24 protein-coding genes are annotated in these 22,700 nt (G+C 72.3%); 13 read left to right on the top strand and 11 right to left on the bottom strand.

Annotated features, from left to right (window positions below; translation table 11 throughout):
- Nucleotides 1-70: 70 nt before the first annotated feature.
- From ACPXBU_RS05160 to ACPXBU_RS05145, 4 genes are all read right to left on the bottom strand, one after another.
- Nucleotides 71-829: a LytR/AlgR family response regulator transcription factor gene (locus ACPXBU_RS05160; RefSeq protein ID WP_393364790.1), complete on the bottom strand. Its 759-nt coding sequence runs from the start codon at nt 827-829 to the stop codon at nt 71-73.
- Nucleotides 826-2,052: a sensor histidine kinase gene (locus tag ACPXBU_RS05155; RefSeq protein ID WP_425756821.1), complete on the bottom strand. Its 1,227-nt coding sequence runs from the start codon at nt 2,050-2,052 to the stop codon at nt 826-828. The genes ACPXBU_RS05160 and ACPXBU_RS05155 overlap by 4 nt, the downstream gene beginning before the upstream one ends.
- Before the next feature lie 39 nt (nt 2,053-2,091).
- The gene (locus ACPXBU_RS05150) at nt 2,092-3,663 is read right to left on the bottom strand and encodes a sugar transferase (RefSeq protein WP_357066531.1); all 1,572 of its coding nucleotides are present in this window, start codon (nt 3,661-3,663) and stop codon (nt 2,092-2,094) included.
- A 264-nt stretch (nt 3,664-3,927) separates the two neighbouring features.
- Complete coding sequence (locus tag ACPXBU_RS05145) at nt 3,928-4,788, bottom strand: Fpg/Nei family DNA glycosylase (RefSeq protein ID WP_393364784.1); 861 nt, start codon at nt 4,786-4,788, stop codon at nt 3,928-3,930.
- Between the two features lie 24 nt (nt 4,789-4,812).
- Here ACPXBU_RS05145 and ACPXBU_RS05140 point away from each other — a divergent pair, with 24 nt between their 5' ends.
- Nucleotides 4,813-6,078 (top strand): glycosyltransferase, encoded by a 1,266-nt coding sequence (locus tag ACPXBU_RS05140; protein ID WP_425756818.1) that lies wholly within the window; start codon nt 4,813-4,815, stop codon nt 6,076-6,078.
- 308 nt (nt 6,079-6,386) lie between these two features.
- Here the strand turns inward: ACPXBU_RS05140 and ACPXBU_RS05135 are convergent, their stop codons facing one another.
- From ACPXBU_RS05135 to ACPXBU_RS05115, 5 genes are all read right to left on the bottom strand, one after another.
- Nucleotides 6,387-7,109, bottom strand: a complete 723-nt coding sequence (locus tag ACPXBU_RS05135) for a CDP-alcohol phosphatidyltransferase family protein (RefSeq protein WP_393364778.1) — start codon at nt 7,107-7,109, stop codon at nt 6,387-6,389.
- Nucleotides 7,084-8,151, bottom strand: a complete 1,068-nt coding sequence (locus ACPXBU_RS05130; protein WP_393364776.1) for an iron-containing alcohol dehydrogenase family protein — start codon at nt 8,149-8,151, stop codon at nt 7,084-7,086. Before ACPXBU_RS05130 ends, ACPXBU_RS05135 begins: the two co-directional genes overlap by 26 nt.
- A complete protein-coding gene (locus ACPXBU_RS05125; RefSeq protein WP_425756816.1) occupies nt 8,139-8,870 on the bottom strand; it encodes a sugar phosphate nucleotidyltransferase in 732 nt (243 codons plus the stop codon). The genes ACPXBU_RS05130 and ACPXBU_RS05125 overlap by 13 nt, the downstream gene beginning before the upstream one ends.
- Nucleotides 8,871-8,949: 79 nt before the next feature.
- Nucleotides 8,950-9,717: a hypothetical protein gene (locus ACPXBU_RS05120; RefSeq protein WP_425756815.1), complete on the bottom strand. Its 768-nt coding sequence runs from the start codon at nt 9,715-9,717 to the stop codon at nt 8,950-8,952.
- On the bottom strand, nt 9,714-10,163 hold the full coding sequence (locus ACPXBU_RS05115; protein ID WP_393364767.1) for an NUDIX hydrolase: 450 nt from the start codon (nt 10,161-10,163) through the stop codon (nt 9,714-9,716). The genes ACPXBU_RS05120 and ACPXBU_RS05115 overlap by 4 nt, the downstream gene beginning before the upstream one ends.
- Before the next feature lie 113 nt (nt 10,164-10,276).
- Between ACPXBU_RS05115 and ACPXBU_RS05110 the strand changes: the two genes are divergently transcribed.
- The 4 genes from ACPXBU_RS05110 (at nt 10,277) to corA (ending at nt 13,880) form a co-directional block, all read left to right on the top strand.
- Complete coding sequence (locus tag ACPXBU_RS05110) at nt 10,277-10,669, top strand: CBS domain-containing protein (protein ID WP_357808804.1); 393 nt, start codon at nt 10,277-10,279, stop codon at nt 10,667-10,669.
- An 83-nt stretch (nt 10,670-10,752) separates the two neighbouring features.
- Nucleotides 10,753-11,211, top strand: a complete 459-nt coding sequence (locus ACPXBU_RS05105) for an ester cyclase (RefSeq protein WP_393364764.1) — start codon at nt 10,753-10,755, stop codon at nt 11,209-11,211.
- A 106-nt stretch (nt 11,212-11,317) separates the two neighbouring features.
- Nucleotides 11,318-12,412, top strand: a complete 1,095-nt coding sequence (locus tag ACPXBU_RS05100; RefSeq protein ID WP_393364761.1) for a PLP-dependent aminotransferase family protein — start codon at nt 11,318-11,320, stop codon at nt 12,410-12,412.
- Nucleotides 12,413-12,731: 319 nt separating this feature from the next.
- Complete coding sequence (gene corA / locus ACPXBU_RS05095; protein WP_393364758.1) at nt 12,732-13,880, top strand: magnesium/cobalt transporter CorA; 1,149 nt, start codon at nt 12,732-12,734, stop codon at nt 13,878-13,880.
- 103 nt (nt 13,881-13,983) lie between these two features.
- On the opposite strand, the gene ACPXBU_RS05090 is transcribed toward corA, so the two are convergent.
- Nucleotides 13,984-14,760 (bottom strand): hypothetical protein, encoded by a 777-nt coding sequence (locus tag ACPXBU_RS05090; protein ID WP_393364755.1) that lies wholly within the window; start codon nt 14,758-14,760, stop codon nt 13,984-13,986.
- An 84-nt stretch (nt 14,761-14,844) separates the two neighbouring features.
- Between ACPXBU_RS05090 and ACPXBU_RS05085 the strand changes: the two genes are divergently transcribed.
- Entirely contained in the window at nt 14,845-15,375 is a 531-nt protein-coding gene (locus tag ACPXBU_RS05085) for a peptidylprolyl isomerase (RefSeq protein ID WP_203119037.1), read from the top strand.
- A 94-nt stretch (nt 15,376-15,469) separates the two neighbouring features.
- Entirely contained in the window at nt 15,470-16,378 is a 909-nt protein-coding gene (locus ACPXBU_RS05080; RefSeq protein WP_425756810.1) for a rhomboid family intramembrane serine protease, read from the top strand.
- A gap of 4 nt (nt 16,379-16,382) precedes the next feature.
- Here ACPXBU_RS05080 and ACPXBU_RS05075 read toward each other — a convergent pair whose 3' ends face one another.
- Complete coding sequence (locus ACPXBU_RS05075) at nt 16,383-16,811, bottom strand: PH domain-containing protein (protein WP_393364749.1); 429 nt, start codon at nt 16,809-16,811, stop codon at nt 16,383-16,385.
- Nucleotides 16,812-16,928: 117 nt separating this feature from the next.
- Here ACPXBU_RS05075 and ACPXBU_RS05070 point away from each other — a divergent pair, with 117 nt between their 5' ends.
- The 6 genes from ACPXBU_RS05070 to ACPXBU_RS05045 all read left to right on the top strand — a co-directional run bounded on the left by ACPXBU_RS05070 (nt 16,929) and on the right by ACPXBU_RS05045 (nt 22,690).
- Nucleotides 16,929-18,101, top strand: coding sequence for a thiolase family protein (locus ACPXBU_RS05070; RefSeq protein ID WP_425756808.1), 1,173 nt, complete (start codon nt 16,929-16,931; stop codon nt 18,099-18,101).
- Nucleotides 18,102-18,161: 60 nt separating this feature from the next.
- A complete protein-coding gene (locus ACPXBU_RS05065) occupies nt 18,162-19,175 on the top strand; it encodes an aminoglycoside phosphotransferase family protein (protein ID WP_425756806.1) in 1,014 nt (337 codons plus the stop codon).
- 111 nt (nt 19,176-19,286) lie between these two features.
- On the top strand, nt 19,287-19,793 hold the full coding sequence (locus ACPXBU_RS05060; RefSeq protein ID WP_393366995.1) for a hypothetical protein: 507 nt from the start codon (nt 19,287-19,289) through the stop codon (nt 19,791-19,793).
- Nucleotides 19,794-19,883: 90 nt separating this feature from the next.
- Entirely contained in the window at nt 19,884-20,576 is a 693-nt protein-coding gene (locus tag ACPXBU_RS05055; protein ID WP_393364741.1) for a response regulator transcription factor, read from the top strand.
- Entirely contained in the window at nt 20,569-22,035 is a 1,467-nt protein-coding gene (locus ACPXBU_RS05050) for a histidine kinase dimerization/phospho-acceptor domain-containing protein (protein ID WP_425756804.1), read from the top strand. The genes ACPXBU_RS05055 and ACPXBU_RS05050 overlap by 8 nt, the downstream gene beginning before the upstream one ends.
- Nucleotides 22,036-22,090: 55 nt before the next feature.
- Entirely contained in the window at nt 22,091-22,690 is a 600-nt protein-coding gene (locus ACPXBU_RS05045; protein WP_393364735.1) for a hypothetical protein, read from the top strand.
- Nucleotides 22,691-22,700: the final 10 nt, after the last annotated feature.

Here is a 22,700-nt window from a genome sequence, read left to right as displayed (position 1 = left end):
GTCGATAAGCAACGTACCGTACTACGTACGGGAGAGCGCGCTTATTCCCGGCACGACGAGGGAAGCCTGGTCAGCGGCCCCAGTCCTGCTTCGCCGCCCGGACCAGCTTGTCCTTCAGCTCCCGGGTGTGCCGCCGGCTCACCGGCAGCTCGGTGGCGTCGATCACCACGACGTAGCCGGAGTTGACGAGCCGCAGCTCCGCGATCAACTTCAACTGCACCAGGTACGACCGGTGCACCCGGACGAAGCCGGCATCGGCCCACCGTTCCGCGAGCGTGGCCAGCGAGACCCGCACCAGGTGCGACCCGTCCGAAGTGTGCAACCGGGCGTAGTCGCCCTGCGCCTCCACCCACCGCACCGCCGAGCGGGGCAACATCCGGGTGGTGCCGGCCAACTCGATGGGGATCGTCGGATCCTCCTCCGCGCGGGCCAGCGCCGCCGGGTGCGACGGCACCACCCGCGACCCGATCACCCGCCGCAGCGACTCGGCCAGCCGGTCGGCACGCACCGGTTTGCGTACGTAGTCGGTGGCACCCAGGTCGAAGGCGTCCACCGCGCCGTCGTCGTACGCGGTGACGAAGACGATCGCCGGTGGCCGGGCGAACCGGCGCAGCACCCGGGCCAACTCCATCCCGTCCAGGCCCGGCATCCGGATGTCCAGGAAGACCACGTCCACGTCACCGTCTCGCAGGAGCCGCAGCGCCTCGGTGGCGTCCCCCGCCGTGTGCAGCCGGGCCACCCGGGGATCGGCCCGCAGGTGGTACGCCAACTCGTCGAGCGCGGGCGGCTCGTCGTCCACCGCGAGCACCCGGAGAAAGCCAGTAGTCACGAGCCTGCCCGTACGCCCGGGTGGAACTTCGGGATCCGCATGCTCACCTTCGTGCCCGAGCCCAACCCGGTCTCCACCACCAGGCCGAACCGGTCCCCGAAGACCGACCGCAGCCGCTCGTCGACGTTGGAGAGGCCGACGTGCTGACCCGGGTCGTCGCCCGGGTCGCCGGTGCCCCGGGCCAGCTCGGCGATGCCGGCGGTCAGCGTGGTCGGGTCCATTCCCACTCCGTCGTCCTCCACCGTGATGTGGCATTCGGCGCCCGCGTCCCGAGCCTCGATGCTCACCATGCCCGTGCCCGGCTTGCGGGACAACCCGTGGCGGACGGCGTTCTCCACGAGCGGCTGAAGGCAGAGGAACGGCAGCGTCACCGGCAGCACCTCCGGGGCGATCTGCAACCGCACCTGCAACCTGTCGCCGAACCGGGCCCGCTCGATCGTCAGGTACCTGTCGATCGAGCGCAGCTCCTCGGCGAGGGTGGTGAACTCCCCGTGCGCCCGGAACGAGTAGCGGGTGAACTCCGCGAACTCCAGGATCAGCTCCCGGGCCCGCTCCGGGTCGGTGCGGACGAACGAGCCGATGGCGGTCAGCGCGTTGTAGATGAAGTGCGGGCTGATCTGCGCCCGCAACGCGCGGATCTCGGCGCGGGCCAGCCGCTCCCGCGACGAGTCCAGCTCGGCTAGGGCGAGCTGGTTGCCGGCCCAGTGTGCGGTCTCCAGGGTGGCCTGCACCAACCCGGGCGGGGGCGGGCTGTCGGCGATCGCCACCAGCGCGCCGACCACCCGGCCGTCCGCCCCCTGCAACGGCGCGACCACCGCGCCGCGGATCGGGCAGTCGACCCGGTCGCAGTGCAGTTCCTGCTCGCCGAGCACCGTCGACCGCCCGGTGCCCACCGTCCGCTGGGCCGCCGCGAGCAGTTGCTCACCGTGGTGCGTGCCGCGCCCGTCGAGGGCCAGCAGGTGGTCGGCGTCGGTGAGCGCCAGCCCGACCGCGCCCACCAGGGCCCGCAGATGACGTACGGCCTTCGCCGCGCCCGCCGCGCTCAGCCCCGCCCGCAGCGGCTCGGCGGCCAGGCCGGCGGTGTGCAGCACCTCGTAGGTGGCCCGTTGGGTGGCGGTGGCGATGCCACGGCGGGCCCGCAGCCGCAGCACCGCCAACAGGGCGGCAGTAAGCGCGGTGACGAGTGAGACGACGCCGACCACGGCGGAGAGGTTGGCAGCCACGCAGGGATCCTCGCCCCTGCGGGCCGGCGCGCCAAGACCCTAGTACGCGCCCTTGCGGGCGAGCACCACCCCGACGGTGCGCCACAGGATGCTCAGGTCGTACGCCAACGACCAGTTGTCGACGTAGTAGAGGTCCAGTCGGACCGACTCGTCCCAGGACAGGTCGGAGCGGCCGGAGACCTGCCAGAGACCCGTCATGCCGGGGCGGACCAGCAGGCGGCGGCGCACGTCACCCAGGAAGTCACCGTCGTCGGCCGGCAGCGGGCGGGGCCCGACAAGCGACATCTCGCCCCAGAGCACGTTTATCAGCTGCGGCAGCTCGTCGAGCGAGGTGGCCCGGAGGAAACGACCGACCGGGAAGACCCGAGGGTCCTGCTTCATCTTGAAGAGCATGCCGTCGGTCTCGTTGCGGTCGACAAGGCTGGCCAGCCGATCCTCCGCGTCGACGTACATGGTCCGGAACTTCCACACCCGGAACGTGCGCCCCTCGTGCCCCACCCGGGGCTGGCGGAAGAAGACCGGCCCACGGTCGGAGATCCGGATCGCCACGGCGATGGCCAGGAAGAGCGGGACCAGCAGCAGCAGGCCGAGGCCGGCGGCGACCCGGTCCATCAGGTTCTTGGCCAGCAGCGCCGGCCCGGAGAGGGTCGGTTCCTCGACGTGCAGCAGCGGCAGACCCTCGATCGGGCGGATGTGCACCCGAGGGCCGGCGATGTCGGTCAACTGCGGGGCGACCACCAGGTCGACGCCGGAGCCCTCCAACTGCCAGGCCAGCCGGCGCAACTCGCCCGGCTCGGCGCTCGCCGACCCGCAGACGGCGATGGTGTCCCCGCCGACCTCACGGACCAGGGCCAGGACGTCGCGGCCGGCGTACACCGGAACCGGGGTCGGCATGCCCCGGGCCGCCGCGTACCCGTCGGTGATGTGGATGGCGACGGGCATCAGCCCGGCGGCCGGGCTGCGGGTGACCGCCGCGTAGACCTCCAGGCACTCAGGCAGGGTGCCGACCAGCACCATCCGGTGCGCGGCCTGGCCGGCCCGCCGTCGGATGTAGTGCAGCGCCCAGCGGGCCACGAAACGACCCCACAGGATCAGCAGCAGCGCCCCGAGCAGGGCCGTGCCGACCGTCCAGCGGGACAACTCGGTCTTGGTGGCGAAGGCGAGGAACGAGACGCTCGCGGCGACCGTCACCCCGGCCCGGATCACCCGTTTGAACTCGTCCGGACCCAGCCCCAGGTAGCGCCGGTCGTACCCCCTGTTGCTCCAGAGGATGACCACCCAGCCGAGCGGCAGCAGCAGGTAGGAGACGGTGTGGAACCAGGTCGGGTCCTGCTGGGTGCCGGAGAACCCGGAGGCGGCCTGGTCGAACAGTTGGATCGCGATCCAACTGGCGAACGCCGCCGCGCCGAAGTCGAGCAACAGCAGGGTGGCGATGTACGGGCGGTGCCAGCGGGAGACCCGGCGACGCGACCTCGTCCACGCCGACCGAGGAACGCCGTTGTGAGACGGCGGCGTCGGCGGCTGGATCTCGAAGCTGTCGACGTGCCGCACGAGTCTGCTCCGGCCTTCGTTGGATACCGGGCGCTGGAGGCTTGCCGTCACCTCACCCATGTCCTCCCGCATGACACGGGCCGCTCACTCGGCGTGAGGGCCCGGGTCGCCCACCGTCCCAGTCTCCCACGCGGGCTCCGACCGGTCGCCGCCCCGAACGAGATTGGCGACCGATGGTGCCGGTGCGATCTGGCCGGCTCCGCACCATTTCAGAAGCCGGGGACCGGGCCACTATACCGATGGATGCGCGCATGGCCAGAACGGCGGACCGGAGGTTCCGCTCACTGTGGGCGATTCCGCTGCGTAGTCGTGGAGTGGGATTACTCACCGTACAAGGCGGGACAACCGACGGTCAGCGAGCGGTTTGCCGCCGGTCTGGCACGTCGCGCAGTACTGGAGGCTGGAGTCGGCGAACGACACCTCACGCACGGAATCCCCGCACACGGGGCAGGGCAGCCCGGTCCGGGCGTGCACCTTCAACCCGGAGCGCTTCTCGCCCTTCAGCTCGGCGGCCCGCTGACCGAGGGACCGTTCGACCGCGTCGCCGAGGACCTGCCGGGTGGCCGCGTGCAGGGTGGCGATCTGGGCGTCGGTGAGCCGATCGGTGATCGCGAACGGCGACAGCTTCGCGGCGTGCAGGATCTCGTCGGAGTACGCGTTGCCCACCCCGGACAGCACCGACTGGTCGGTCAGCACCCCCTTGACCTGCCCCCGCCGGCTGCGCAGGCGCTCAGCGAAGGTCGGCAGATCGGCGGCGAGCGCGTCCGGGCCCAGCTTGACCACGCCGGGCACCGCCGCCAGGTCGGTGACCAGGTACGCGGCCAGCTTCTTCTGGGTGCCGGCCTCGGTGAGGTCGAAGCCGGAGCCGTCGTCCAGGCGTACGCGCAGCGCGATCGGACCCTTGCCGGGGCGCAGCGGCGTGGTGGCCGGGAACGCCTCCCGGTAGTGCAGCCAGCCCGCCCGGGCCAGGTGCACCACCAGGTGCAGATCGCCCTCGAAGAGCACGTCGAGGAACTTGCCGTGTCGGCTGGCGTCGACCACCGCCCGGCCGGCCACGGCTGTCGGTGCCGGTTCGTACGTCTTCAGGGCGCTGATCGCGGCGATCTCCAGCCGATCGACGCGCCGGCCCACCGCGCGCTGTCGCAGATAACCCGCGAGCGCCTCAACCTCCGGTAGTTCGGGCACCGGTCAACGGTAGCCTTCTTTCCCGTGAGAATCGTGGTGGCGCACAACCGGTACCGGGAAGCCCAACCGTCCGGCGAGAACACCATCGTCGACTCGGAGATCGCTCAGCTCACCGCCGCCGGCGTCGAGGTGCTGCCCTTCATCCGCAGCTCGGACGAGATCCCGTCGATGTCGAAGGCGGCGAAGGCGCTGCTGCCGATCTCGCCAATCTGGGCGCCGCGTGCCCAGCACGACCTGAGCCGGCTGCTCACCGAGCACCGGCCGGACGTCCTGCACCTGCACAACCCGTACCCCCTGATCTCGCCCTGGGTGGTGCGGACCGCGCACCGCCACGGTGTGCCGGTGGTGCAGACGGTGCACAACTACCGGCAGGTCTGCTCGTCGGGGATCTACTTCCGCGACGGCGTGATCTGTCAGGACTGCAAGGGCCGGGCGCTGGGTGTGCCGGCGATCAAGCATCGCTGCTACCGCGACTCGGCGGCGCAGAGCGCGTTGATGGCGACCACCCTGGCCGTGCACCGGGGGACCTGGCGGTCGGTGGACCGGTACGTCGCGCTCACCTCGGCGATCGCCGACCACCTCCGCGACTACGGCATTCCGGACGAACGGATCGTGGTGAAGCCGAACTCCGTCCCGGACCCCGGTACGCCGGCACCGCTCGGCGACGGTTTCCTCTTCCTCGGTCGGCTCTCCCCGGAGAAGGGGCTGGGTCTGCTGCTGGAGTCCTGGCGGCGGCACCCCGACGGCGCGCTCGGCCCGCTGCGGATCGCCGGCGACGGCGAACTGCGCCCGCTGGTGGAGGCGGCAGCCGTCGAGCGGACGGACGTGACCTTCCTCGGGCCGCTGGACCGGGCCGGGGTACGCGCCGCCCTGGACGCGAGCGCGGTGGTACTCGCCACCTCCACCTGGCACGACGTGCTGCCGACGGTGATCATCGAGGCGCTGGCCAGCGGCCGTCCGGTGCTCGGCACGGCGCTCGGCGGCATCCCGTACCTGGTCGGAGCCGACGCTCCGCACGAGCCCGCCGGCACCGGCCCGGCCGAGGTCGCCTCCGCGGTCGTCGGCGGCGGGTCGCCCATGCCGGCCGGCATCGACGTGGGCGAGGCCGGCTGGGTCGTCGCACCGGAGCCGTCCGCCCTGGCCGCCGCCCTGCCGGTCGCCCGCGCCGGCGCGGCCGGACTGGCCGTGGCCGCCCGCGCCCGCTACGAGCGCACCTTCCACCCCGACGTGGTCACCAAGCAGCTCATCGACATCTACGCCGGGGTAGCCCGAACCCCCAACCGAGTCTGACCCCGTCCCGCCGCGCCGCCCGACGCGCGGGCGCCCCTCGCCGCCACCGCCCCTGCCTGGGCATGATCACGCTCGAACCAGGATGTAGTCCCATCCGGCTGCTCCGAGGCCACTAGATCCTGGATCGAGCGCGATCTTGGCGGCGGGTACTGCGCTGCCGCGCCGCCGCGGGCGGGCTGGCGCCCCCCGCTCGCAAGATCCGCGCAACATCAGGGTTGTTGGGGTCTCCCGCCGGCCGGAGGCAGCAACTTCGGGGAAGTTGGGCAGATCTTGCGTGGGCGGCCGGATCTTGCGGGGCGGGGGTGGGGTCAGCGGAGGGAGGCGCGGGCGGAGAAGGCGATGCTGGCCAGCAGGAAGCCGCCGTTGACGATCGTGAAGGCGACGAGCACCCAGAGGACCAGCGCGGGGGCCACGGCCAGCACCAGGGCGGCCACGAAGACCACCGCGCCGTAGTCGCGGACCAGCTTCACGAGGCGTACCGGCAGGGAGGTCGAGGTGACCATGCTGGCGGCGTTCGGGCCGGCCTGCATCACCGACGTCACCAGGTTGACCATCCAGGTCCCCGCGAACGTCGCCACCAGCCAGGTCGGGGTGGACGGTTCCTGCGCCACGGCGGTGGCGGCCAACGCGGCGACCAGGGCGATCTGCGCGGCCACGTCGCAGAGCACGTCGACCCGGGCCCCGGCCGCGCTGCCCTGGCCGGTCACCCGGGCGAGCTGCCCGTCGGCGCAGTCCAGGGAGTACGCGACCTGCCAGCCGACAAGGGCGAGCAGGCCGACCACCCAGGCCGGTACGTCCCCGTCCGCGACCGGGCCGGCGAGCGCCACCACGGTGACCGAGGTGGCCAGCCCGAGCACCAGGTTGGTGATGGTCAGCGCCGTGGGACGCAGGCCGAGGCGCTGGGCGACGAGTGCGAAGACGGCGCCCAGCCACTGGCTGATCGACTCGCTGAACAGGCCGCCGCCCCGGTTCACCCGGTGGAAGTCGGCGACGGTGGGACGGGGGTCAGCCAAGCTGGTCGCGGATTGCACCGGCGTAGTCTGCCAGCCGCTCCCGCGTCTCGGTAGGAGACAGCGCCAGGTGCTCGAGGATGGTGTACCGGTCCGGTCGGGTACGCGGCGCGAACTGCACCGCCTCCACGAACTGGTCGTCGGTGAGGCCCACCTCGGCGGGGAGCCGGGGCAGCCCGTGCCGGGCCAGGCAGGCCGACATCTCCCCGAAGCGGCGCAGGTCCCCGCGCAGCCAGGTGCAGAACAGCGCGCCGAGCCCGGCCAGCTCGCCGTGTGAGGCGGTGCCGGGGAAGAGCGCGTCGATGGCGTGCATGATCTCGTGACAGCCGCCACTGCACGGGCGGCTGGTGCCCTCGATGGCCATGGCCAGGCCGCTGGAGATCAACGCCTCGGCCAGCACGGTGACGAAGGCGTCGTCGGCCATGTCGCCCGGGTGGTTGAGCACCGCCTCGGCGCCCGCCCGGGACAGCGAGGCGGCGAGCCCGTCGAACGGTTCGACGCGTACCCGGCGGGCCAGCTCCCAGTCGGCGAGCGCGCTGATGTTGCTGATCACGTCGCCGATGCCGGCCCGGTTGTGCCGGTCCGGGCCGCTCTCCACGAAGTCCAGGTCGACGATCACCGCGATCGGGATGTGCACCCCGTAGGAGCCCTTGAGCCCGTCGGTGATGAGGCTGGCCACCGGGGAGGCGATCCCGTCGTTGGCGAGGCTCGTCGCCACCGACACCATCGGGAGCCCTCGGCGGGTCGCCGCGTACTTGGCCACGTCGATGGTCTTGCCGCCACCGATCCCGACGACCGCGTCGTACGACCGGGCGCGCAGCTTGCCGCCCAGGTCGTCGGCGGCGTCCAGGGTCCCCCCGGAGACGGTGAACACGTCGGCCGTCCGCAGTGACGGTCGGATCAGCTCCGCGATCTGGGTGCCCTGACCGGGGCCGACCACCACCGCGACGTCACCGCCGGCGGAGATCCGCCCGTCAGCCAGGATCGCCGCCAGGTCGGCCACCGCCCCCCGGCGCACGTCGATGTGCAGCGGGGTGAGGACGCTCCGAGCTAGTAGCGGCACGCGATCTCCCGCGCGCGGGCCAGGTCGGCGTGGTTGTCGACCTCGACCCACGGGACGTCACCGATGGGCGCCGCCCGCACCTCCCCGCCCCGGTCGGAGAACTCCTGGTAGCCGTCCTCGTAGTAGAGGTTCGGGTCCCGTCGCCAGGTCGCCTCCAGCGCGTCGGCGAGGGCGTCGGCGACCTGCGGCTCGATGAGCGTCGCGCCGATGTACTCCCCGTACGCCTCGCCCGGGTCCATCAGCTTGGTGATCCGGGTGAGCTGGCCGGCGGCGTCGAAGGTGGTCTTCATCTCCTCCTCGGCCAGCGGCTTCAGCGTGTCCACGGCGAGCAGGATGCCCGGCCCGCGCTCGGTGAGCAGCGTCTTCTCGATGCTCACCGGGTGCACGGTGTCCCCGTTGACGAGCAGCACCCCCCGGGCGAAGTACTCCCGGGCCAGCCAGAGCGAGTAGGCGTTGTTCCACTCCTCGGCCTTGTCGTTGTGCACCAGGGTGAGCGTGACCCCGTACCGCTTCTCCAGGTCGGCCTGCCGCTCGCGGACCGCGTCCGCCGCGTAGCCGACCACGATCACGATGTCGGTGAGCCCGACCTCGGCGAGGTTGCCCAGCGCGATGTCCAGGATCGTGGTCTCGCCGTCCACCTGCACCAACGCCTTGGGCAGGGTGTCGGTGTACGGCCGCAGCCGTCGTCCCGCTCCGGCCGCGAGCACCATTCCGATCATCGCGACATCCTCCCTCGTCCTGCTCCCCGTCACCGGTGGAGGATAGCCCCGGCTGGCCCCGCCGCTCCGGCCAACCGGGTCAGCCGGGCAGCGCGGCCAGGTCGGCGAGCATGGTCAGCCGCTCGTCGGCGCCGAGCACCGAGTACGGGCCGGCGGCCCGTCGGTCGGTCTCCAGCTCGATGGCGAGCCGTTCGGGACCGGCCGGCAGGGTGGCGATGCTGGACGCGGTGTGCCCGGCGGCGGCCCAGGCCTCGGCGTGCGCGTCGGCGCGGTGGTAGCGCAGCGTGCCGAGCCGGTTGAGCAGCAGCACGCCCGACGGGGTGCCGTCCGGCTCGTGGGGCGGGGCCATCGCGGCGAAGGCCGAGCCGCCCCGGTCACCCTCCTCGTCGGCGAGCACCAGGGCGTACGACAGCAGCCGGCCGAGCACCGCGACCAGCCGGGACACCCGTTCGTCGTGCCCGGCCCACAGCTCCTCGGTGACCTCGGCGTGCACCTGGTACAGCTCGGCGAGGAAGGCCGCGCCCCGCTCGGTGGCGGAGAGCGCGCCGTCCGGGCGGCGGTGGAGCATGCCGTGCGCCACCTGCTTGTCGACCGTCCGGCGGACGACGAGCGGATCTCCGTACCTGGTGATCGCCGCGAACCCAGGGGCGTCGACGGTGCCGCCCGGCGCGGCCAGGCGGGTGCGCAGGTCCACCAGGAAGCCGTTCGCGGTCGGCCCGCCGTACCGTTGGCTCAGCTCGGCGCCTCCGCCGTCGCGGCCGGCCAGCATGCCGGCGCGGAAGACCCGGTCCACGGCCGGGGCGAGCAGCCCGGCGACGCGGTGCGGCGCCAGTTCGACGGTGTTCACAGACCGATCGACCGCAGGAGCGCGAAGCCCTCCTCCGCGATCCGCCGGATCAGCCCGTCGTTGACGTCGCGGTGCTCGTCGAGGACGTCCACCTCGTGCTCGGCCAGCCAGCGGAACTCGGTGTGCTTGCCGGCCTCCAACGTCGGGCGGTCCAGGTCACCGTCGACCCGGACCAGGAAGTCGTACTCGATGCGGGCCAGGCCGTCGTCGCCCACGTAGCTGTACTCGCCGACCGGGCCGAGGACGTGGGAGAGGAACCAGCCGGTCTCCTCGGCGATCTCCCGGCGGAGCGCCTCGTCGATCTCCTCGCCCGGTTCGAGGTGGCCGCCGACGATGTCCCAGCAGTCGGGGAAGAGGCGTCGCTGCGGTGAGCGGCGCTGGAAGAAGATGCGGCCGTCGTGGTCGACGATCAGCGCGCCGGCGCAGCGCAGGGGCTCGGTGGACACAGTCCGACAGTAGCGAGCGGCCGCTGGTACGGCGATGTTCGGTCTTGTCCCGGAAACATCCACGGACGACCATGTCCGTACCGGAGGCCACCGTCCCAAGGGAGTGATGTGTGATGCAGGTACGGGATGCCATGTCCAGCCAGGTTCTCGTCGTCGGTCCGGAGCACACGCTCCGCCAGGCGGCCCGGATGATGTCGGCCCGTGGTGTCGGGTCGGCCGTCGTGATCGACCCGGATTCCGAGGGGGTCGGGATCATGACCGAACGCGACGTGTTGAAGGCGATCGGCGCGGGCCTGGACTGCGACGTGGAACGCACCGGCGCCCATCTGACCTGGGACGTGGTCTACGCGGGACCGGAATGGACGGTGGCCGAGGCGGCCGCAGCCATGGCCCGTGGTGGATTCCGGCACCTGGTGGTGCTGGACGGCCGCGAGGTCGCCGGGGTGATCTCCGTCCGGGACATCATGCGGGTCTGGGCGGAGAGCCAGGTGGCCGCCACGACCTGAGCCGGGCAGGTGTGCCGGGCCGGATAGACGGGTAAGGATCCCGTGCGGGCGCGGAGGTGCCGTGGTCCGCGAGGGAGGGCCCGATGCGTGACGCGGAGCGCCTGGTCGAGCAGCAGTACGCCATGCTCCTGCGTCGGGACGTGGCCCGTCTACCGGACCTCTACGCCCCGGAGGCGTTCTACGCCATGCCGGGTGTGACGGTCCGCCCGATCGAGTTGCCCGCGCTGCTGCGCACCTGGACCGGTGCCTTCGGTGACCTGCGGGTGGACCCGCTCGGCGCGGTCCGTACGGGTGGTGGGGCGGCCGTCGAGCTGCGCCTGACCGGCACCCACACCGGCACGCTGCACTCGCCGTACGGCACCGTCGCGCCCACCGGTCGGCTGGTGAGCTGGGAGGTGGCCGACGTGGTCCGGGCGCGTCACGGGCGGATCACCGCCTGGCGTTCCTACTTCGACTGGAGCCAGCTCCTCGACGCGCTGGGCGTGCAGTTTGAGGGACTGTCCCGGGTGGCGCACCACGACGCGCTCGCACTTCCGGTCTGATCTGTCGCCGACCGGTGGAGTCGGGTCACCCGTCCCGGTGGCTCAGGATGCGGACATCGCCGTGCCGTCCGCGCGTCCCCCGCCGCCGCCCGTACGCTCAACATCCATGACCGCCGAGCAGTTGATCTCCTTTGCCCGTGGGGCTCCCTCGCTGGACATCGTCGATGTCGAGGGGCTCAAGGCCGCAGCCGTCCGCGCCTTCGACGCCGACCCCGCGGGGGTCACGGCGTATGGCACCTCCGTCGGTTACCTTCCGCTGCGGAAGTGGATCGCCGACAAGCACGGCGTCCAGGCCGACCAGGTGCTGGTCACCAACGGGTCGCTTCAGGCCGACGCGTTCCTCTTCGACCACCTGGTCCGCCCCGGCGACGCGGTGGTGGTGGAACGCCCGACGTACGACCGCACGCTGCTCAATCTTCAGCGGATGGGCAGTGAGCTGCACGGCATCTCGGTCCAGCCGGATGGGCTCGACACCGCCGAGCTGCGCAAGCTGCTGGAGTCCGGGGTCCGGCCCCGGCTCGCGCACGTCATTCCGAACTACCAGAACCCGGCCGGCATGACCCTCTCGCTGGAGAAGCGTCGGGAGTTGCTCGACCTGGCCGCCGAGTACGAGTTCACGATCTTCGAGGACGACCCGTACGCGGACGTCCGGTTCCGGGGCGAGGCGTTGCCGTCGATGCTCTCGCTGGACACCCGCAACGTGGTGGTGCACGCGTCGAGCTTCACCAAGACGGTGTGCCCGGGTGTGCGGGTCGGTTACCTGGTCGGCCCGGCGGACCTGATCGCCGACATCGCCAAGAACGCGACGAGCCTCTACATCTCGCCGGGCATGGTGTCGCAGGCGATCGTGCACCAGTTCTGCGTCTCCGGTGACATCGACCGCTCCATCGAGACGGTCCGTGCGGCGCTGGGCGAGCGGGCCGGGGTGCTCGCCGAGTCGTTGCGCCGGCACCTGCCGCAGGCGCGCTTCGTGGAGCCCGACGGCGGCTATTTCCTCTGGGTGGAGTTCCCGGAGGACGTGCTTGTCGATCGGCTCGCCCCGGCGGCGGCCGAGCGCGGGGTAGCCGTGGTCAAGGGCAGCGACTTCGTGTTGGAGGGTGGGCGGCACGCTCTCCGGTTGGCCTTCTCGGCGGTGACCGCCGACAAGATCGACGAGGGTGTCCGCCGGCTCGCCGAGGCCGTCGAGGCAGTCCGTAGCTGAGCTGTCGGGTTCCCGACAGAACGACGACGCCGGTCGCCCCGGGACTCCCGCCCGGGGCGGCCGACGGCCCACAATGCTGCGAGCGTCACCCAGTAGCTGTTACGGAGGTCACTCGTGGCCTTCGACCCGGCGGCGAGCTGGGTGCCGCGGCAGCACAACCTCCCGCCCCCACAGGCGCCGGGTGGGCCGTGTCGTCCCCGCACACCCCCCGATGCGGCCCGGCCCGCCCGGCGCCGCCCCCACGCGACGGCCGTCACAGGTGTGCCGCGCCGCGGTCGGCGTAGCCTGCAAGCCGCAGCCGAGCGTGGGAGGTGACGCGATGACGGATCGGACAGAGCGGGACCGGACGGCAGCGCCGACCACAGGTCGGGTGCTGCGGCCTCGGGCGTGGCCCTCCCCGGTCCGGGCGATGACCCGGATCCTCAACGCCGACGGCTCGCCGCCCGCGCCGGCGCCCACCGGCACCGGCCGCAGTGCCGTTGTCGACTGCGCCCTCTACGTCGACGGCAAGCGGCAACCCGGCGACTGGACGTACGCGGACGCGCTGACCGCGGCCCGCCGCGAGGACCACGGCTTCGTGTGGATCGGTCTGCACCAGCCCGAGTTGGCCGAGATGACCGCCATCGCGGAGACCTACGGTCTGCACGAGCTGGCCGTCGAGGACGCGGTGAAGGCCGAGCAGCGCCCGAAGCTGGAGCGGTTCGGCGACGTCGTCTTCCTGGTGCTGCGTACCGCCCGGTACTGCGAGCACGCCGAGCTGACCGAGAACTCCGAGGTCGTGGAGACCGGGCAGGTGATGCTCTTCATCGGCCCGAACTTCGTGATCAGCGTCCGGCACGGGGACGCCTGCCGGCTGGCGCCGATCCGCGCCGACCTGGAGACCAAGCAGGATCTGCTGCTGCAGGGCCCGTGGGCGGTGGCGTACGGGGTGACCGACCGGGTGGTCGACCTCTATCTGGAGGTGGCCGAGCAGATCGAGGACGACCTCGACGTGCTGGAGGCGGAGGTCTTCGACCGGCAGGGCCACGGGCGGATCCAGCGGATCTATCAGATGAAGCGGGAGTTGGTGGAGTTCAAGCGGGCGGTGGTGCCGCTGCAACGGCCGCTGATGACGCTTACCTCCCAGGTCAACCGGGACGTGCCCAAGGAGATCCGCAAGTACTTCCGGGACGTGCAGGACCACCTGAGCCGCACCGTGGAGCAGGTGAACTCCTACGACGACCTGCTGAACTCGATCCTCCAGGCGCGGCTGGCCCAGGTCACCGTGGACCAGAACAACGACATGCGCAAGATCGCCGCCTGGGCCGCGATCGCCGCGGTCTGGACCTCCATCGCCGGCGTCGAGGGCATGAACTTCGACAACATGCCCGAGCTGAAGATGACGTACGGCTATCCGGTGGCCCTGGCCCTCATGCTCGGCGTGTCGCTGGCCCTCTACCGGTGGTTCCGCCGCAACGGCTGGCTCTGACCGCGCGGCGGCCCGCCGCGAGGCGCGCGGCAGGCCGATCCACGCCGAAGCGCCGGCGAACGGGGGCAGCCCGCTCGCCGGCGCCGGACGCGCTGTCGTGGGGTCAGCGGCGGCCGTTGGTGCGGGCGGTGTCCTTGCCCAGCGCCTTGGTGAGGTCGTCGGTCGGCCGACCGGAGACGTCCGTGGCGCCCTCGGCGACCGACGGGACCTTGTCCGTCGGCCGGACGCTCGTCTGCTTGGCCGGGCCGGTGGTGCTCGCGCTGGGGCCGCTGGCCACCGCCGAGCTGCCGGCGCCGGTCATCCCGGCCGCGCCGGTCATGGCCGCCCCGTCGGTCCCCTTGGGGGTGGACGGCGTGCGCACCTCGATCGAGTCGACCTCGTCGCGCATCGGTTCGAGGTTGCGGGTCGGGTCGTACTCGGCCCACTCCTGCTGCTCCCGGCGGCGGCGCATCGCCACCGCGCCGGCCAGGCCGGCGACGACACCCGCGGCCAACAGGCCGGTCATCATCGAGCCGCGACGGCGCGGCTGCTTCTTCTTACCGGTGATCCGCATGGTCTTCGACTTGGCCTTCCTGGTCAGCGGCCCTGCCTGCGCGGCGCCATCACGGGCCGCCGCGGCCAGCGGTGCCAGCGTGGTGAGTGTCGTCCCCCAGCCGGTCGACGCCTGGTCGCGAACCCTCGCCGCAGCCGGCCCGACGTAGCCCCGGGCCACCTGGACCCGCGGACCGACTGTCGCGCCGGCACCCTTCGCGGCGTGGTTGGCTGCCTGCATCAGGTGGCTGATGCTCTGGTTCAGTTCGGCCTTCGCCAACTGCCCCTGGGACTTACGCCGCCCGAATCCAAACACGGTCCTACCTCCTGGGAGTTGTTCCTTCGTCATCCTCCACCAACGGATGCCTCCGCGATGCCAGATCGGGCACATGGGAGGATCCGCATGGAACTGACCAACAAGTGAGGAGTACCCGTGGCCGAGGCTGTCTACGCCACCCTGCACACCAACGCTGGCCCGATCCGGCTGGAGCTCTTCCCCAACCACGCGCCGAAGACCGTCCGCAACTTCGTCGACCTGGCCGAGGGCAACCGTGAGTACACCGACCCGCGCACCGGTCAGCCGGGCAGTGGGCCGTACTACGACGGCACCATCTCGCACCGGGTGATCAGCGGTTTCATGGTCCAGATGGGCGACCCGACCGGGACCGGTCGGGGCGGACCGGGCTACAAGTTCGCCGACGAGTTCCACCCGGAGCTGCGCTTCGACCGGCCCTACCTGCTGGCGATGGCGAACGCCGGACCGGGCACCAACGGTTCGCAGTTCTTCATCACCGTGTCCCCGACGCCGCACCTGAACAACCGGCACACGATCTTCGGCCAGGTCGCCGACGAGCAGTCGGTGAAGGTCGTCGATTCGATCGCCAGCACCCCGACCGGCCCGAGCGACCGTCCGCTCCAGGACGTCGTCATCGAGCGGGTCGAGATCGAGCGGTCTGCTTCCTGACCGACCGGCGAGGTACCTTTGCTCGCATGATTGAGCGCTCCGGAGCACAGCCGACGCCGGTGGACTGTGCGATGGCGGACGGAGGGTCGGCCCGGTGAGCGAGTCTCCGCCGACCACCCCGGTCTGCTACCGGCACCCCGGCCGGGAGACCTACGTCAGGTGCACCCGCTGTGACCGGCCGATCTGCCCGGACTGCATGCGGGAGGCGTCCGTCGGGCACCAGTGCCCGGAGTGCGTCGACCAGGGGCGCCGCAGTGTCCGGCCGGCGCGTACCGCCTTCGGTGGCGGTACGGCCGGCCGGCACGGCTACGTCACCAAGGGGCTCATCGCCCTGAACGTGCTGTTCTTCCTGCTCTCCGTCGCCTCCTCCGGAAGCCTCAGGGCGGTGGCGGGCGGCTCTGGCTTCGGTGGGCTGATGGGCGACGGCACGCCGCTCACCGCCTGGGGTTCGGTGTACGGCCTCTCGCTGCCCGGCTATCTCCCGGACGGCATCGCCGACGGCGACTACTACCGTCTGCTGACCGCGATGTTCCTGCACTACGGCGTGCTCCATCTGCTCGTCAACATGTGGTCGCTGTGGGTGCTCGGCCGGTCGTTGGAGGCCAACCTCGGGCCGCTGCGCTTCGGCGCCCTCTATCTGTTGGCGGGTCTCGGCGGCAACGTCGCGGCCTACGCGTTCAGCGAGCAGGACGCGGCCACGGCCGGCGCGTCGGTGGCGATCTTCGGGCTCTTCGCCGCGCTGATCATCATCGAGCGCAGGCTGGGCCGGGACATCTCCCAGATCATTCCGATCCTGGTGGTCAACGTCGTGTTCACGCTCACTGTGCGGGGCATCTCGATCCCCGGGCACTTCGGTGGCCTGGTGGTCGGTGCGTTGACGGCGCTGGTGCTCGCGTACGCGCCACGTGGTCGACGCACGTTGGTGCAGGTCGTGGGCGGGGCGATCATCCTGCTGGTCCTGCTCGCTCTGGTCCTCGTCCGCACCGCCGTCCTGCTCGGCTGACCCGTCAGGGGTTCGGGCGGGCGGCCTCCAGTTCGGCGGCCACCTCCTCCGGGGTCGTTCCCAGGTCGTACCGGCCGAAGAGGTGCAGCGAGTCGCCCGCGTCGATCTCCAACGTCTCGCTGGCCAGCCCCATCCGGGCGCGACGGTCCACGGCGATCGCCGCGACCGTCGACCAGGGCAGCAACCGGCGGCCCGCGAACCCGTGGATGACGGTGAGCCCCGCCGCGTCCACCGCCAACCGGACCGGCGCGACCAGGTCGCGTACCGCCCAGCCAACCACGATGGCGGCGGCCAGGACGGCCACCACCAACCGGACCGGGTCGCCGTCGGCGAAGAGCAGCCCGAGCGCGACAAGCAGGGCCGCGCCGACAAGCTTCACCGCGGGCAGGGTCGCCGGCACCCGCCACTGCCGCACCGGGGGATTCTCGTCCACCCGCCCAGCATGCCAGCGGCGGCCGAAAGCCGGGAGTACGGCATCTCGACGGCTGGTCGACTGACCGGTCCACGGACGACGTAGGATCGGGACAGCCCACGTTACCGGGGAGTAAACATGAGTGACGCGGTCATCGTCGGCGCGGTGCGGACCCCGGTCGGACGGCGGCGGGGCAGCCTCGCCGGCGTCCACCCGGTCGACCTCTCCGCGCACGTGCTGCGCGCCCTCGCCGAGCGCACCGGGATCGACCCGGTCCAGGTCGACGACGTCTTCTGGGGCTGCGTGTCCCAGGTCGGCGAGCAGTCCTGGAACATCGCCCGCAACGCCGTACTCGCCGCCGGCTGGCCCGAGACGGTGCCCGGCACCACCCTGGACCGGCAGTGCGGCTCCAGCCAGCAGGCCCTGCACTTCGCCGCCGCGACGGTGCTCTCCGGCCAGGCCGACCTGGTGGTCGCCGGCGGCGTCGAGTCGATGACCCGGGTGCCGATGGGTTCCAGCGTGGCCGGCGGCATGCCGTTCAGTGACCAGCTACGCGCCCGGTACCGGGGTGTCGAGGGCTTCGCCGACGACGCGCCGCTGCCGTTCAACCAGGGGGTCGGGGCCGAGCTGATCGCCCAACGGTGGCGCCTCTCGCGTACCCAACTGGACGAGTTCGCGCTGGCCAGCCACGAGAAGGCGGCCGCCGCGCAGGACGCTGGCGCGTTCGACCCGGAGTTGACCCTGGTGCCGCTCGCCGACGGTGGCAAGTTCGCCGTCGACGAGGGCATCCGCCGGGAGACCTCCCTGGAGAAGCTGGGTGAGCTGGCCACCCCGTTCCGCGCCGACGGCGTCGTGACCGCCGGTTCCGCGTCCCAGATCTCCGACGGCGCCGCGGCCCTCGCGGTGACCACCTCCGAGTGGGCCAGCCGACACGGCCTGCGCCCGCTGGCCCGGATCCACACCGCAGTGGTCGCCGCCGACGACCCGGTCGCCATGCTCACCGCCCCCATCCCGGCCACCGCGAAGGCGCTGCGCCGCGCGGGGCTGGGCATCGAGGAGATCGGGGTGTACGAGGTGAACGAGGCGTTCGCGTCGGTGCCGCTGGCGTGGCTGGCCGAGACCGAGGCGGACCCGGAGCGGCTCAACCCGCGCGGTGGGGCGATCGCCCTCGGTCACCCGCTCGGCGGTTCCGGCGCCCGGATCATGACCACAATGCTCCAGCACATGCGGGACAACGGGATTCGGTACGGCCTGCAGACCATGTGCGAGGGCGGCGGCATGGCCAACGCGACGATCGTCGAGCTGGTCTGACTCTCCCGAGGCCGCAAACGCGCTCGCGTCGGCGCGGGCGGGCCGCCTAGGGTGCCCAGCGTGACGACGAACGCTGACCCGCACGCCGCGCCCTGGTCCACCGAGCGGTGGCAGGCAGGGGCCCGGTCCTGGGTCGACGCGCAGTTGAGCCGTGTCGGCCGGCGGGTGACCGGGCCGGTGGAGCCTCGGGCGCGCCCGTGGTCGTTGGTCTGGCGGGTGCCGACCGACGACGGCCCGGTCTGGTTCAAGGCCAACAACCGGGGCACCGTGCACGAGGCGGTGCTGATCGCGACGCTCGCCGGGCTGACTCCGGAACGGGTGCTGACCCCGATCGCGGTGGACGCGGCGCAGGGCTGGTCGCTGTTGCCCGACGGCGGCGAGTCGTTGCGCGACGTGCTGGCGCGTGACCCCGATCTGGCCCACTGGGAGCGGGCCCTGCCCGGGTACGCGGCGCTCCAACTGGCCACCGCGCCGCGCGCCGACGAGTTGGTCGCCCTGGGTGTGCCGGACCATCGCCCCGAGGTGCTGGCCAGGCTGCTCGCCGAGCTGCTCGACGATCGCGGGTCGCTGCTGATCGGTGCCGAGGGCGGTCTCGGCCCGGACCTGCACGAGCGGCTGTGGGCGGAGCTGCCGTCGTACGCCGAGCGGTGCCGGCGACTCGCCGACCTCGGCATCCCGGCCACCGTGCAACACGACGACCTGCACGACGGCAACGTCTTCGCGGGCCCGGACGGCTACCGCTACTTCGACTGGGGCGACGCCTCGGTGGCGCACCCGTTCGGCACGTTGCTGGTGACCCTGCGTTCCATCCGGTACGCCACGGAGTTGGCGGCCGACGACGCCCGGTTGGCTCGGTTGCGGGACGCCTACCTGGAGGCGTGGACCGACAGGTACGACCGCGGGACCCTGGTCGAGGCCGTCGACCTCGCGATCAACCTGGGCGCGGTGAGCCGGTCGCTGTCCTGGCGTCGCGCCCTGGACACCGTCGACGCGTCCCGCGCCGAGTACGCCGACGCGGTCCCCGGTTGGTTGGCTGAGCTGTTCTCCGCCAGTCCGCTTCAGCCCGATCACTGACCATGATCCGTCCACGTCGGAAATCGGACAGCCAGTGCGACCTGCGGCATGGAACTTCCAAAAAGCCATCGTGACCCACGTCACCTCGCCAGGGTGGTCGTTGGGCAGGTCATGGACGTCTTCTCCCGAACGTTCCTTCCGGCCGCCGCCGAGGCTGGCCTGGCCGTGCAGACCGTGAGCCGGCACATGCCGGTCTTCCGGCGCTGTGTCGGCTCCGGTGACGCCACCATCCTGGTCACCCGCTGCAGCCGCCCCGACCGCCCGGTCACCGGCGACTACCTGCTCCTTCTCACCCATCGTCGGCTCGTGGTGACCCAGCAGACCCGGCTGCTGCACCGACTGCGCCTGCACCTCAACACCGAGCTACGCGAGCTGAGCAACGTCACCTGGAGCCCCGACCCCCGACTGCACTCGGTCGAGATGGCGGCCACCGCGATCGACGGGATCCGTGAGCGGTTCCTGATCCGCACCAGCCACCCGAAGCAGGTCTGGCAGCTCGACGCGCTGCTCAACCAGGCGTTCCGGACCCGCCTGCGGCCGCCCGGCGCGCGGGTCGTCGCCAGCATCGGCGACGCGCCGGCCGTCGCACGGCCCGGGTTGTTCGCTCCGTCCTGGTGAGCTGACACCCGACCGGCCCTTGCCGCACCTTTACCGAACTCGAACACACACCGATCGCCCCGAGCGTTCGCCGTCGGCAATCATGGGCCGGTGACCGTCGAACCGCCGCACCGCGGGCTCGTCCTCGTGGTCGAGGACGAACCGGCCATCGCCGACCTGGTCCGGCTCTACCTCGCCCGGGACGGCTTCGGCGTCCACCTGGAACGCGACGGCGAGGCCGGCCTGCACGCGGCTCGCCGGTTACGCCCGGTGGCCTGCGTCCTGGACATCGCGTTGCCGGGCCTCCCCGGCACCGAGATCTGCCGCCGGCTACGCGAGGCCGGCGACTGGACCCCTGTCATCTTCCTCACCGCCCGCGACGACGAGGTGGATCGGATCGTCGGCCTGGAGTTGGGTGCCGACGACTACGTCACCAAGCCGTTCAGCCCTCGGGAGTTGGTCGCCCGGGTACGCGCGGTGCTGCGCCGGGCCGCCGGCGGCCCGGCGGGCGCGGACCGACCGCGCGTCGTCGGCCCGGTGACGCTCGACCCGGGCCGCCGCACGGTCACCGTCGCGGGCGCTGCGGTGCAGCTCACCTCCACCGAGTTCGACCTGCTGGCCCACCTGATGGCCCGGCCTGGCCGGGTCTTCACCCGGGAGGAGTTGCTGGCCGGGGTCTGGGGTTACGCGGCGCACGCCGGCACCCGCACGGTCGACGTGCACGTCGCCCAGGTACGGGCGAAACTCGGCCCGTCCAGCGTCATCCGGACCCACCGTGGCGTCGGGTACGCGGTCGATGCCTGACCAGCCCACGCCCGTCGAGTCGCCGACCATGACCCTGCCGGTGGTCGGCGCCGGCCCGCCCGCCGCACCCCGACGAGGCCGGTTCGGCCGCACCCTGACCGCCCGCGCGGTGCTCGTCACCTGCGCGGTCGCGCTGGTGTCGGTGCTGGTCACCGCGATCGTCGCGGTGCCGTTGGCGATTCGCGGCGCGGAGCGACGCGATCAGGACGCACTCGCCGCGCAGGCCCGGCTCGCCGCCGAGGTGCTGCGGACCCGCCTGGACCGGGGGCGTGCCGCCGACGAGGAGCGGCTCGTCCAGCAACTGCGCGACCAGGGCATCGACGCGTACCTGATCCGGCGCGGGGCGGCCGACCGGCCGGGTCTGCCACCTCGGGTGGTGCAGCGGATCGGTCAGGGCCGCAACGTGTCGGTGCGGCGCGTCGTCAACGGCGAGCGTGCCCTTGTCGAAGGCCGGGCGCTGCCCAACGGCAACGGGGTGGTGCTCTCCCGTGGCGCGTCCAACGGGCTGTGGGCAAAGGTGCTGCTCAGCCTCTGGATGCCGCTGCTGGCCGGGTTGGCCGCCGGTGTGGTGGCCGGGCTGCTGCTGGCCCGCCGGCTGGCCCGGCCGATCCGCGTCGCGGCCACCGCCGCCGCCCGGCTCCGCGCCGGCGACCGCGCGGTCCGGATACCCGTCGAGTCACCTGACGAGGTCGCCGACCTGGCCGAGGCGTTGAACGGTCTGGCCGGCGCGCTCGCCACGAGTGAGGGGCGGCAGCGGGAGTTCCTGCTGTCCGTCTCCCACGAGCTGCGCACCCCGCTGACCGCGATCCGGGGGTACGCCGAGGCGCTCGCCGACGGGGTCCTCGGCGCGGACGACACCGTCGACACCGGTCGGACGATGCTGACCGAGGCCCAACACCTGGACCGGCTGATCGGCGACCTGCTGGCGCTGGCCCGGTTGGAGGCCGCCGACTTCCCGCTCGAACCGGTGCCGGTGGACCTGACCGGGTTGGCCGTGGGCGCGGAGCCGACCTGGGCCGCCCGGTGCGCGGCGGTGGGCGTCCCGTTCCGGTTGGAGACGCCCGGTCGGCCGGTGCCCGCGTACACCGATCCGGGGCGGATCCGGCAGGTGCTGGACGGGTTGCTGGAGAACGCGCTGCGGGTCGTACCCCCGGGGTCGCCCGTGGTGCTCGCGGTCCGGCCGGCCGGCGCGGACCCGGCCTCCGGCGGTGAGCTGGAGGTCCGCGACGGCGGGCCCGGCTTCACCGACGACGACCTGGCGGTGGCGTTCGAACGCGGTGCGCTGCACGAGCGCTACCGGGGGGTGCGCAAGGTGGGCAGTGGGCTGGGGTTGGCGCTGGCCGCCGGCCTGGTCCGTCGGCTGGGCGGGGAGATCGCCGCGGGGCACGCGCCGGAGGGCGGCGCGGCCTTCACGGTCCGGCTGCCCGCTGATCCTTACCTGACTCGAACATCGGCCTGACGCTCCGCTCGTCCTCGGCCGGAATGCTGGGGACTCCACGGACGAAGGGAACGTCATGCCACGTTGGGGATTCGCCACCGGCGCCACGGCACTGCTCGCGGCGGTCACGCTCGGCGTCACTGGCTGCGGTGCGGCCGAGGTGGCCAGCCAGCCCGCCCAGGAGGCCGCCGTCGAGGTCGCCGCCGCGCTGGGCGTGGAGGGTCAGGCGCTCACCGCCATGGGCTTCGACGCGGACGACCTGGACGTGCGGACCATCGCCGCGCCGGCCACCCCGACGCCCGGTGCCTCGCCCACCGCAAAGGACAAGGCCCGGGAGAAGCGGGGCGAGGAGCTGCGCAAGCGCCACCAGGCCCGCGTGCAGTTGCGCAAGAACACCCTGCACGGCGAGGCCGTGGTGAAGAACAAGGACGGCGGTACGCGGACCGTCGCCGTGCAGCGCGGCGAGGTGACCGCGATCGACGGTGACTCGATGACCGTCAAGTCCACCGACGGCTTCACCCTGACCTGGACCTTCGGCGACGACCTGCGAGTCGTCGAGCGCCGCGCCACGGTGCAGCCGAGCGAGGTGAAGGTCGGCACGACTGTCGGTGTCGCCGGCGCGAAGGACGGCGACAAGAGCGTGGCCCGGCTGATCCTCGTCCCCCGCGCCAAGTGAACGAGGGGTC

The sequence above is a fragment of the Micromonospora sp. DT231 genome (genome assembly GCF_049847025.1).
Taxonomy (GTDB): domain Bacteria; phylum Actinomycetota; class Actinomycetes; order Mycobacteriales; family Micromonosporaceae; genus Micromonospora.
The sequence above is the reverse complement of the archived record's forward strand: the minus strand, read 5'-3'. Positions and strand labels throughout refer to the sequence as shown.

Bases quoted from the DNA above. Each gene is read 5' to 3' on its own strand.
- ACPXBU_RS05150 (WP_357066531.1), bottom strand. From the start codon at position 3,663: ATGGGTGAGGTGACGGCAAGCCTCCAGCGCCCGGTATCCAACGAAGGC.
- ACPXBU_RS05125 (WP_425756816.1), bottom strand. From the start codon at position 8,870: ATGATCGGAATGGTGCTCGCGGCCGGAGCGGGACGACGGCTGCGGCCG.
- ACPXBU_RS05110 (WP_357808804.1), top strand. From the start codon at position 10,277: ATGCAGGTACGGGATGCCATGTCCAGCCAGGTTCTCGTCGTCGGTCCG.
- ACPXBU_RS05105 (WP_393364764.1), top strand. From the start codon at position 10,753: ATGCGTGACGCGGAGCGCCTGGTCGAGCAGCAGTACGCCATGCTCCTG.
- ACPXBU_RS05100 (WP_393364761.1), top strand. From the start codon at position 11,318: ATGACCGCCGAGCAGTTGATCTCCTTTGCCCGTGGGGCTCCCTCGCTG.
- corA (WP_393364758.1), top strand. From the start codon at position 12,732: ATGACGGATCGGACAGAGCGGGACCGGACGGCAGCGCCGACCACAGGT.
- ACPXBU_RS05090 (WP_393364755.1), bottom strand. From the start codon at position 14,760: ATGACGAAGGAACAACTCCCAGGAGGTAGGACCGTGTTTGGATTCGGG.
- ACPXBU_RS05070 (WP_425756808.1), top strand. From the start codon at position 16,929: ATGAGTGACGCGGTCATCGTCGGCGCGGTGCGGACCCCGGTCGGACGG.
- ACPXBU_RS05060 (WP_393366995.1), top strand. From the start codon at position 19,287: ATGGACGTCTTCTCCCGAACGTTCCTTCCGGCCGCCGCCGAGGCTGGC.
- ACPXBU_RS05050 (WP_425756804.1), top strand. From the start codon at position 20,569: ATGCCTGACCAGCCCACGCCCGTCGAGTCGCCGACCATGACCCTGCCG.
- ACPXBU_RS05045 (WP_393364735.1), top strand. From the start codon at position 22,091: ATGCCACGTTGGGGATTCGCCACCGGCGCCACGGCACTGCTCGCGGCG.